We start from the raw sequence: 10,160 nt of genomic DNA on the forward strand, positions 1-10,160 counted from the left end.
GTTACGCCTGACGACCATAGCGAGCGTGAACCACCTGATCCCATGCCGAACTCAGCAGTGAAACCGCTTAGCGCCGATGGTAGTGTGGGGTCTCCCCATGCGAGAGTAGGTCATCGTCAGGCACTTATACCGCAAAAAACCCAGCCAAACGGCTGGGTTTTTTGTTTTTCTATGTGTCGTTTTATGTCCGTGTTTTTATGTCAGAATGTGAACTCCAAGGAGGAGCGCTATGACACAAATGCAATGGGATCAGTTACTTTCCCCTCGACGCCTTCACGATAAACGAACAGATAGCACCCGGGAAATTGGGCGTAGCCCCTTTCATAAAGATCATGATCGCATTGTCTTTTCCGGCTCTTTCCGACGCTTGGGGCGTAAAACCCAAGTGCACCCTCTGACTGAAAACGACCATATTCACACACGTTTAACCCACTCCCTTGAAGTTGGCTGTGTCGGCCGCTCTCTTGGAATGATTGTGGGCGAGCTGCTGCGTGACCGCCTCCCTGACTGGATTACCCCCGCTGATTTGGGCGTTATTGTGCAAACGGCGTGTCTGGGTCATGACATCGGTAACCCACCCTTTGGTCACGCCGGTGAGTACGCGATACGCGACTGGTTTCGCCGTGCCCAGGGAAGTGGCCTGCTGGAGGGCCTATCAGAGGCAGAGCGCGAAGACCTGCTGACCTATGAAGGCAACGCTCAGGGCTTTCGCGTGATTACCCAGATTGAGTACAACCAGTTCAACGGTGGCATGCGCTTATCGGCGGCTACGCTTGGCACGCTGCTGAAATACCCCTGGACGGTACGCTATAGCGGTCGTGCGGGTAAGTTTGGCTGCTACCAGTCAGAGCAGGCGCTGTTAAAAGAGGTCGCAGATGCGGTTGGGTTACTTCCCCAAGGTGAGCAGCGCTGGTGTCGCCACCCGTTGGCTTGGCTTGTCGAAGCGGCAGATGATATTTGCTACGCTTTGCTAGACTTGGAAGACGGTCTGGAGATGGGCATTCTTCGCTATGAGGAAGTGGTTGAGATTCTGCGTCAAATTGCCGGAGAGTTCCCACCGGAGTATGCCGAGATGCAGCGTAAAAATGTCTCGCAACGCCGCCGTATCGCCCTACTCAGAGGCGCTGCCATGGAGCGGGCCGTAAACGATGTGGGGGCAGTATTTGTACAGCATGAGCAGGCGCTACTCAGCGGCACCCTCAGCGAAGACTTGTTAGAGCTGTGTCACCCGGATTTAGGTTGGGGTGTGCAGTCTGCCAAGCAGCTGGCTCGTGAGCGTATTTTCCAGAATGAGCGCAAGGCGAAGCTGGAGATTGGTGCTTACACCACGCTGGGTATCCTGTTAGAAGCGTTTATCGGTGCGGCCCATGAGCTGCACCACACCGGGCAAAGCTCTTTCAAGCACCAGCGGGTGCTGGCGTTAATTGGTGAGAATACACCGCTACCCTCATGGACACTCTATGACAGTTACCGGCGAATGCTGGACTTCATTGGCGGGATGACCGACCACTATGCAGTCGATCTTGCTCAAGAGATGGGCGGCCGCTTACGCGGCGACTGAGCCATCCATTAAACGGACGGCTGGCGGAGATGCTTGAGCTCCATCAGCCGTGCTCGTTCCAGCAGAATGTGGATGACCTTATCGTGAATGGCATCGCTCATCTGTCCTGGGGTTAATTCGGTAAGCTGGCGGGCAAGCTGCTCGCCACTGACCACCAGGATATCCGGTGAAGCCTCGCTGGTATCAATTTTCCACCCCGGTAGCACCAGTACCCCTTTGACCGGCACCGGTACACCACAGCGGCGCTCTAACCACTGGCTGAGCCAGTTAACGCCTTGCCGCGTTTTATGCAGCGGCCGCCGTTCCTGCCAGTGGGGGAACCGCAAACGCTCACGTTCAACCGCCACGCAGTTAAGCTCTTTACCATCGGTGCCGATGGCCAGCGTTCTAGCCCGTGTTTCCACAACAAAAACGCCATGAGGGGTCACGACGACATGATCGATAGTGAAACTGTCGGTAGGTACATCGTGGAAAACATAATAAGGGTGCGCTTCGGGGCGCACTAAGCGCTCCAGCTCCTGCCCCACCGCCAACTCGCAGGCAAGCCCCAGCTTTAAGCGTCGAATGCGCTGGTAGTCACGTATTAGCAGCAGCGAAAACGCCAGCACCAAAATGGTACTTAGCAAGCCGTAAAGCGCCCACTCTACCCAGTCTTGTTTATCGACAAACAGCATACGGCCCATGCCATATACTAGCGGCGCTAACGTGACTAATGGCCCCAGGGTGCCATGTAGGAACAGGCTAGAAAAGGCTTGGTCGAGCCTATGACGAAGGGCCTGACCAGGTTCGCGCAGCGGTGCATCAAAGGGTGAGTGTACGCGGGCATCGTGAAGGCTACGCAAGGCTAATACAATGCCGCCCATGGCTGCCATGGGGAACAAGAAGATGAGCGGTAGTAGGTATTCCAACCAAACCATTGTCGTAACTTGCCCTTTAGCCATGAGCTTAAGATCGTGCATCGTGTTATATGGCGATGCATCAACCGCCAGCTAATTTTACCTGATAACCCATTGAGGTTAAGGCATCGCGAAGTGTTTCGCGATGATCGCCTTGAATTTCAACCACGCCCTCTTTAACTGCACCACCCGTACCACAGCGCTGTTTAAGCGTTTTGGCCAGCGTCTTAAGCTCTGCGTGGGCCAGTGGGAGACCGCTGATAGTCGTCACGCCTTTTCCTTTACGCCCGCTGGTTTCACGGCGGATGCGCACAATGCCATCTAATGCGGCAAGACGCTCTTGCTCGCTGGTGTCTTCGCAGCAGCAATTATCAATAGGGGCTCGGCAGTCGGGGCAAGTTTTGCCATGCTCAGTGGAGTAAACAAGGCCACCTAGCTGATCACGTAATGAAGCCATACTATTTCTCTGTTGAGTGATGAAGCATTGCGGCCTGCCATCGCTCGTGGGTCAGTTGTTCAACAACGGCAGGCAGTTGGTACATGTTGCTAATCATAATAGCGCCTTCCGGTGTTGCTTCGGCATCGGGGAAGCGATTCAAATGAATCACTGTCATGCCCGCTTGCAGAGCTGCTTGAACGCCAACTAAGGCGTCATCGATCGCTATGCAGTCTTTTGCCGCAAACCCCATGATACTGGCTGCGTGAAGATGTAAACAGGGCTCTGGTTTCCAACAGTTAGCGGTGTAGCCACTAAATAGCCGGTGAGCAAAGTAATGGCTAAGCCCTGTGGCATTGAGTGCGGTGCGAATCTTTGTTTCTGGCCCGTTCGATACCACCGCGCTTGGGTAGCGTGATAGGGCGTCAAGTGATTCCCGGGCACCGGGAATGGTGGTTAACTCATTGGCTAACCGGTCTGCCAGATTGGCCCGCATGGTTTGTTCCATGCGGTTTAACCGGTCCGCATCTACTTCACCGTAGCGGGTTTGAAGTTCTGCCACAATGCGTCGGAAGCGGGCACCACGAAACTCCCCTAGGTAATCGGAGGAGGCAAACGGTAGGCCCACCGTATTGAGGCCGCGCGCCATCTCTTCAGCAAGCAGGGGTTCGCTATCGACGAGGGTGCCATCACAATCAAACAGCAGAAGTGGAAGCGGCATGGGAATTCCTTGCAGCGTTACAAGCGCTACTCGCGTTAATTAAGCCGACTAGACTGCTATTGAACGAGATTTTTGGGACTTTGTGAACACTGTTTTATAATTTTTTACGGTTAGCCCGCCTCTAGGTGCCATTTATCCATGTCATCACTAAGTTAACTACCCGGTTTTTAAGGCAATCTATGTTAATCGCTAGGAGAAGAGCTATAGTGGTTAGGCGACGCCGCAATAACTACAAAATGGAGATGTATATGCGATTCAACCCTTGGTTACTTTCATTTGTATTTGGTACCGCGCTGATGGCCTCTGCGGCTAGCGTGTTGGCAGAACCTGAGACCAATGCCGATAGCGAGCAGCACCAAGCGCTGGATGATGCGGCGCTAGAAGAGAAGTACGGTATTAAGGCAGGCTCTGTTCAGCGCGATGAGCAGCCTTCCTCTGATATGTCGGCTTCGGAAGCGTCTAGTGCTGAAGAGGACGCTGACACGGCCGAAGTCGATAGCAGCACTGAGGCAAAGAACACTGGCTCTGACACCGAGGGCAGCAGCGCTGAGACGGAGAGCATCAGTACTGATACAGAGAGCAGCAGTACTGATGCCGATAGCGAAAATACTGAAGGTGGCACGGGTGGTACCGGCAGCGCTGAAGATGCGATTGAAAGCGGTGAAGATGAGCAGAGCAACGACGATAACGAGTAACCTACCGCCGTTAGCGGGAGAGGCGTCGTGACTTGGCGCTACTGGGTTTCATCGCTTTCTGGCTGGTAATCCACCAGGGGGCGTACTGACCACTCATCGCGCTGAAAAACGCTTTTTGCATTACGAGGCCAGCTTCTATGCTGGCCTCAATTTTTTCGGTCACCATGCGCTGGTTTTCGCGCATCATAGTGAGAGCTGCCTGGTGAAGAAATGTGGGGTGGCGCTCTCTAGTAATAGCCTATTGGTGCTGCATTGCAACAAAAAAGGCGGCCCGAAGGCCGCCTTAGCGTTGCTAATTGCTTAGCTGCTTACTTAATCTTAGGAGCCAACTCGCCGCGCTCGTAGCGCTGGAACATCGCTTCCAGGCTAATCGGCTTGATTTTGCTCGCGTTGCCAGCAGTGCCAAAGGCTTCGTAGCGGGCAATACACAGATCACGCATAGCGGTGACCGTTTCTTTTAAGAATTTGCGCGGATCAAACTCTGACGGATTCTCTGCCATAAAACGGCGCACAGCACCGGTGGACGCTAGGCGCAGGTCGGTGTCGATGTTCACCTTGCGCACGCCGTGCTTGATGCCTTCGACGATTTCCTCAACCGGTACGCCGTAGGTTTCCGGAATTTGACCGCCGTAACGGTTGATCACTTCCAGCCACTCCTGCGGCACGGAGGAGGAGCCGTGCATGACCAGATGGGTATCCGGGATGCGCGCGTGGATCTCTTTGATACGCTGAATGGAAAGCGTGTCGCCGGTCGGCGGCTTGGTGAATTTATACGCGCCGTGGCTGGTGCCAATGGCAATTGCGAGGGCGTCGACCTGGGTAGCCTTTACAAACGCAGCGGCTTCTTCGGGGTCGGTTAGCAGCTGTTCCATATCCAGCTTGCCTTCGGCACCAATGCCGTCCTCTTCACCGGCCATGCCGGTTTCCAGGCTACCCAGGCAGCCTAGCTCGCCTTCTACAGAGACGCCACAGGCGTGGGCCATTTCTACTGCGCGACGAGTGACGCCAACGTTGTAGTCGTAATCCATCGGCGTCTTGCCGTCTTCACCCAGCGAGCCGTCCATCATGACGGAGGAGAAACCGAGCTGGATAGAGCGCTGGCATACCGCAGGGCTGGTGCCGTGATCCTGGTGCATCACTACCGGAATATGCGGGAACTCTTCCACCGCTGCCAAAATCAGGTGGCGCAGGAAGGGGGCGCCCGCGTATTTACGCGCGCCAGCGGAGGCCTGCACGATCACCGGAGAGTCGGTAGCATCGGCGGCTTCCATGATAGCCCGCATTTGTTCAAGGTTGTTGACGTTGAACGCGGGAATACCGTAGCCATATTCGGCGGCGTGGTCGAGCATCTGGCGCATGCTAATTAAAGCCATGGGGTCACCTTATAGGTTGTCAGTGTGAACGGGTGCAGTGAGCGTGCAAGTTCAATTATTACGTATTAGCCGCGCTTGGCCGCAGCTTCAAGTGCAGCAACAGCCGGTAGCTGTTTGCCTTCAACGTACTCTAAAAACGCCCCGCCACCGGTGGAAATATAGGAAATACGGTCGGCAATGGCGTATTTATCAATCGCAGCGAGCGTGTCACCGCCACCGGCAATGGAAAATGCGCGGCTGTCAGCAATGGCATGGGAGAGCTCCTCGGTGCCTTTGCCAAACTGATCAATCTCAAAAACGCCCACGGGGCCGTTCCACAAAATAGTGCCAGCATCTTTGAGCAGGCTGGCCAAGTGGGCAGCGGTGTCCGGGCCGATATCCAGAATCATCTCGTTATCAGCGACCTGGTCCACCGGTTTCACCACTGCTTCTGCGGATTCAGAGAACTCCGTTGCCACAACAACGTCAGTGGGCAGCGGAATAGAGACTTTCTCCATTAGCGCTTTGGCTTGACCGATCAGGTCGGCTTCGTGGAGCGATTTACCCACATTATAGCCTGCCGCCGCGATAAAGGTGTTGGCGATCCCGCCGCCGACGATAAGCTGGTCGCACTTATCAGAGAGTGCGGTCAGCACGTCGAGCTTCGTGGAGACCTTGGAGCCGCCCACAATAGCCGCCATAGGGCGCGCCGGGTTCGCTAAGGCTTTCTCCAGTGCGTCTAGCTCTTGAGCCAGCAGCGGGCCTGCACAGGCGGTGGGCGCAAAGCGGGCCACGCCGTGGGTAGAAGCTTGAGCACGGTGGGCGGTGCCGAAGGCGTCCATCACGAAGATATCGCACAGCGCGGCGTACTGCTTGGCCAGCTGTTCGTCGTCTTTCTTCTCGCCGTTATTGAAGCGCACGTTCTCAAGCAGCACCACGTCGCCGTTGCTGAGCGTGGGCGCGGTGTCGAGGTAGTCGTCGACCAGTTTGACGGGGCTACCCAGCAGCTCGCCAAGGTGTTCGGCCACGGGAGCTAAGGAGAACTCCTCAGCAGGCTCGCCTTCCGTGGGGCGGCCCAGATGGCTCATAAGCATCACTTTGGCACCCGCTTTGGCCGCTGCTTGAATAGTCGGCAGTGCGGCGCGCAGGCGGGCATCGCTGGAAACACGGCCGTTTTTGATCGGCACGTTCAGGTCTTCACGAATCAGCACGCGCTGCCCTTCCAGGGGCAGGTCGGTCATTTTTTGCACGTTCATGTGAGCGGTTTCCTCGTGTTCAAGCGAATGTAAGAGCGCTAGGTAGTGCTGCCCATCAATTAGCGAAACGTTGCCAAGCGCTGGCTGATATCCAGCATGCGGTTGGCAAAGCCCCACTCGTTATCAAACCAGCACAGCAGCTTGATCAAGCGTGTGCCAGCCACCCTGGTTTGGGTGGCGTCTAGAATGCCAGAGCGGGGGTCATGATTAAAATCGATCGATGCCATGGGGGCTTCGGTATAGCCTAGCACCCCTTGTAAGCGCTGCTGGCTGGCGCTGTGTAGCAGCGCGTTCACCTGGGCGGCACTGGTATCGCGACGTACGGTCAGCGCGGCATCCATGGCCGAGACGTTAATGGTGGGTACCCGCACGTGCAGGCACTCAAAACGCCCGGCCAAGCTCGGCATCAGGCGGCTGATACCCACTGCCAAGCCAGTATCCACCGGCACGATCGACTGCATGGCGGAGCGGGTCAGGCGCAGGTCGGTTTGATGATACGCATCGATCACCGGCTGGTCGTTCATCGCCGAGTGAATCGTGGTGGTAACGCCGTGCTCCAGACCCAATGCTTCATCCAGCACGGTAAGCAGCGGCACTAAACAGTTCGTGGTGCAGGACGCCGCAGAGAGAATGCGCTGCGTGGGGGCAAGCTCATGCTCGTTGATGCCCCACACGATGGTGGTATCCACATCGTTTTCAGCGGGCTGGGAGAACAGCAGCCGCTTGGCCCCAGCCGTTAAGTGCTGCTCGGCGGTGGCGCGATCCTTAAAGCTACCCGAGCACTCCAACACTAGGTCGATATCCAACTCACCCCAGGGCAGCGCTTGCGGTTCGCGTTCGCACAGCACGTGGATGCGCTGGCCGTTGACGAACAGGGCGCTACCATCGTTGTCCACCTCACCAGGGAAACGCCCGTGGGTGGTGTCGTAACGGGTGAGATAGGTGATGGTGGCGAGGTCAGAAAGCTCATTAATCGCCACCACCTCAAGTTCTGGGTGTTGGCGTTCCACCAGTGCTCTCAGCACGCACTGGCCAATGCGCCCATAACCATTGATAGCAATGCGATATTTAGTGGAAGCGTTCGCCATGTTGCGATGCGGCTCTTAGAAAAAGTGGCCCGATGATAGCGTATTTCACCGGGGGTTGCTTACCCAGCCCCGATGCCCACTAGCCGCCACGCCAGCGGCAACAGCAGCGCGGTAAAAATACCGGTTAGGCTCATTCCGAGCGAGGCAAACGCCCCGGCGGTAGGGCTAATATCAAAGGCCCGCACGGTACCAATGGCGTGCCCATTGAGCCCCAGCGCAAAACCGATGATGCGCTCATCGTTGATACGTAGCAGCCGGGCCGCCAAGCTAACAAAGGGGATGGTCAGCACGCCGGTTACTAGCAGCGAGCCCATTAACAGCGCCACGTTGCCGCCGAGCTGTTCGGTGATGCCGATGGCAATAGGCGCGGTCACCGACTTTGCCGCAATCGAGGCCAAGATCTCCGGACCCGCGCCGAGAAGCCAAGCAATGCCAAGAGCGTAACAAGCGGCCAGAGTGGCAGCGATAGGCAGGCAAGCCGCCAACGGCTGCCACAGCGCACGAATGCGCGGTAGCTGTTGGTAAAGCGGCATGCCCAACGCCACGGTGGCTGGACCTAGCAGGACCGTCAGCCAGGTTGCGCCTTGCTGATAGGTGGCATACGGCAAGCCCAACAAGGCCAGCGTCGCGGCCAGCAGCAGAGCAGCGATCAAAATCGCCGGGAGCCAGGAGGGTTTACCCAAGCGCGTGAAAAGGGCGCTGCCCACAAGGTATGCGGCCAAGGTAAGCCCAACGGCCAATAACGGCGTGGCGGTCAAGGTAGGCAGCAAGCTAGTCGGCATGGCGGTGCCCCATCAATCGCTTGAGCAGCCACAGTGTCGTGAACACACTCAGTAGCGTCCCCAGCAGCAGAGCCGCCACGATGGCCAGCCACTGGCTTGCCAGTTCATCGAGAATGAAGAACACGCCTACCACGCCTGGCATGATCAGCATGGCCAAAAGTGCGATCAGCGGTTGGGCGGCGGCGGCAAGGCTAGCAGGTACTCTACCGATAACGGCAAGAGTGATGCACAGCAGTAGCATGCCCACCACTCCAGAAGAAATAGGTAAACCGGAGAAGTGGATCACGACTTCTCCGATTATCCAGTAGCTAATTAGCCATAAAAGGCCGTTTAGCGCGGGCATCGTAATGCCCGCACCAGGCGCCGTTTGAGCGAGGGGTTAACCCAGCAGCTCATTGGCTTGTTTGACGATGTTCTCGACGGTAAAGCCGAAGTGCTTGAACAGCTCGCCCGCGGGTGCCGACTCACCGTAGGTGGTCATGCCAATCACGCGGCCATCGAGACCAACGTATTTGTACCAGTAGTCGGCATGGCCAGCTTCGATGGCAATACGCTTGGTGACGGCTTTGGGTAGCACGCTTTCGCGGTAGTCAGCGTCTTGGCCATTAAAACGGTAAGCGGACGGCATGGAGACTACGCGCACGGCTTTACCCTGCTGCTCCAGTTCGGCCGCGGCGTCCATCGCCAGAGAGACTTCGGAGCCCGTGGCAATCAGGATCAGCTCTGGGGTGCCTTCGCTATCTTTCAGCACATAGCCACCGCACTGGATAGACGCGAGCTGGGCCTTGGTACGCTGCTGGTGGGGCAGGTTCTGGCGTGAAAGAACCAGGGCTGTCGGGCCGGAGTGGCGCTTAATCGCGGCATCCCAGGAAGCGGCGGTCTCCACGGCGTCACAGGGGCGCCACGTGTTGAGATTCGGCGTGGTACGCAGGCTAGTAAGCTGCTCAATCGGCTGGTGCGTCGGGCCATCTTCGCCCAGGCCAATAGAGTCGTGGGTAAACACGTAGATAGCCTGCTGACCCATCAGCGCCGCCATACGCACGGCGTTGCGCATGTACTCCATAAAGATCAGGAAGGTCGCGCCATACGGCACAAAACCGCCATGCAGGGCGATACCGTTCATCACCGCGCCCATGCCGAATTCACGCACACCGTAGTGCAGGTAGTTGCCGCTGGCATCGTCGGGGGTGATCGCTTTCGCGCCCTTCCAGAACGTCAGATTAGATGGCGCTAAGTCAGCGCTGCCGCCGAGCAGTTCCGGCATTTGCGGGCCAATCACGTTCAGCGCTTCAAACGACGCTTTACGCGAGGCAATGCTGTCGCCTTTCTCTTGGGCCTGCTCGATCAGCGCTTCAGTCGTCAACTCCGTGGGC

The 10,160-nt window shown here is 56.9% G+C and carries 12 protein-coding genes and 1 rRNA gene; 3 read left to right on the forward strand and 10 right to left on the reverse strand.

The features are described 5' to 3' along the window. The first annotated feature begins 6 nt into the window (after nt 1-6). Nucleotides 7-122 (forward strand): 5S ribosomal RNA (rrf, locus tag AC13CY_RS10835). A 107-nt stretch (nt 123-229) separates the two neighbouring features. Further along, on the forward strand, nt 230-1,561 hold the full coding sequence (locus AC13CY_RS10840; protein ID WP_062363374.1) for a deoxyguanosinetriphosphate triphosphohydrolase: 1,332 nt from the start codon (nt 230-232) through the stop codon (nt 1,559-1,561). Nucleotides 1,562-1,569: 8 nt separating this feature from the next. Here the strand turns inward: AC13CY_RS10840 and AC13CY_RS10845 are convergent, their stop codons facing one another. The 3 genes from AC13CY_RS10845 to AC13CY_RS10855 all read right to left on the reverse strand — a co-directional run bounded on the left by AC13CY_RS10845 (nt 1,570) and on the right by AC13CY_RS10855 (nt 3,614). Further along, nucleotides 1,570-2,478, reverse strand: a complete 909-nt coding sequence (locus AC13CY_RS10845; protein WP_483052509.1) for a nuclease-related domain-containing protein — start codon at nt 2,476-2,478, stop codon at nt 1,570-1,572. Between the two features lie 61 nt (nt 2,479-2,539). After that, nucleotides 2,540-2,914: a translation initiation factor Sui1 gene (locus tag AC13CY_RS10850; protein ID WP_054641448.1), complete on the reverse strand. Its 375-nt coding sequence runs from the start codon at nt 2,912-2,914 to the stop codon at nt 2,540-2,542. 1 nt (nt 2,915) lies between these two features. Then, nucleotides 2,916-3,614, reverse strand: coding sequence for an HAD family hydrolase (locus AC13CY_RS10855; RefSeq protein WP_044630427.1), 699 nt, complete (start codon nt 3,612-3,614; stop codon nt 2,916-2,918). Nucleotides 3,615-3,862: 248 nt separating this feature from the next. Here AC13CY_RS10855 and AC13CY_RS10860 point away from each other — a divergent pair, with 248 nt between their 5' ends. Continuing rightward, nucleotides 3,863-4,309: a hypothetical protein gene (locus tag AC13CY_RS10860; protein ID WP_074211225.1), complete on the forward strand. Its 447-nt coding sequence runs from the start codon at nt 3,863-3,865 to the stop codon at nt 4,307-4,309. A 10-nt stretch (nt 4,310-4,319) separates the two neighbouring features. Here the strand turns inward: AC13CY_RS10860 and AC13CY_RS10865 are convergent, their stop codons facing one another. The 7 genes from AC13CY_RS10865 to AC13CY_RS10895 form a co-directional block, all read right to left on the reverse strand. After that, nucleotides 4,320-4,496, reverse strand: a complete 177-nt coding sequence (locus tag AC13CY_RS10865; protein ID WP_323133917.1) for a hypothetical protein — start codon at nt 4,494-4,496, stop codon at nt 4,320-4,322. A gap of 121 nt (nt 4,497-4,617) precedes the next feature. Further along, a complete protein-coding gene (gene fba / locus AC13CY_RS10870; protein WP_089676092.1) occupies nt 4,618-5,682 on the reverse strand; it encodes a class II fructose-bisphosphate aldolase in 1,065 nt (354 codons plus the stop codon). A 65-nt stretch (nt 5,683-5,747) separates the two neighbouring features. Then, a complete protein-coding gene (locus AC13CY_RS10875) occupies nt 5,748-6,917 on the reverse strand; it encodes a phosphoglycerate kinase (RefSeq protein WP_058576735.1) in 1,170 nt (389 codons plus the stop codon). 59 nt (nt 6,918-6,976) lie between these two features. Beyond that, on the reverse strand, nt 6,977-8,005 hold the full coding sequence (locus tag AC13CY_RS10880) for a type I glyceraldehyde-3-phosphate dehydrogenase (RefSeq protein ID WP_483052510.1): 1,029 nt from the start codon (nt 8,003-8,005) through the stop codon (nt 6,977-6,979). Between the two features lie 59 nt (nt 8,006-8,064). Further along, nucleotides 8,065-8,787, reverse strand: a complete 723-nt coding sequence (locus AC13CY_RS10885) for an LrgB family protein (protein ID WP_483052511.1) — start codon at nt 8,785-8,787, stop codon at nt 8,065-8,067. After that, nucleotides 8,777-9,130, reverse strand: coding sequence for a CidA/LrgA family protein (locus tag AC13CY_RS10890; RefSeq protein ID WP_058576732.1), 354 nt, complete (start codon nt 9,128-9,130; stop codon nt 8,777-8,779). The genes AC13CY_RS10885 and AC13CY_RS10890 overlap by 11 nt, the downstream gene beginning before the upstream one ends. Nucleotides 9,131-9,166: 36 nt before the next feature. Beyond that, on the reverse strand, nt 9,167-10,160 hold a 994-nt coding region (locus AC13CY_RS10895; RefSeq protein WP_483052512.1), incomplete at its 5' end, for a transketolase-like TK C-terminal-containing protein.

It is taken from the genome of Vreelandella sp. L-15, from assembly GCF_056857635.1.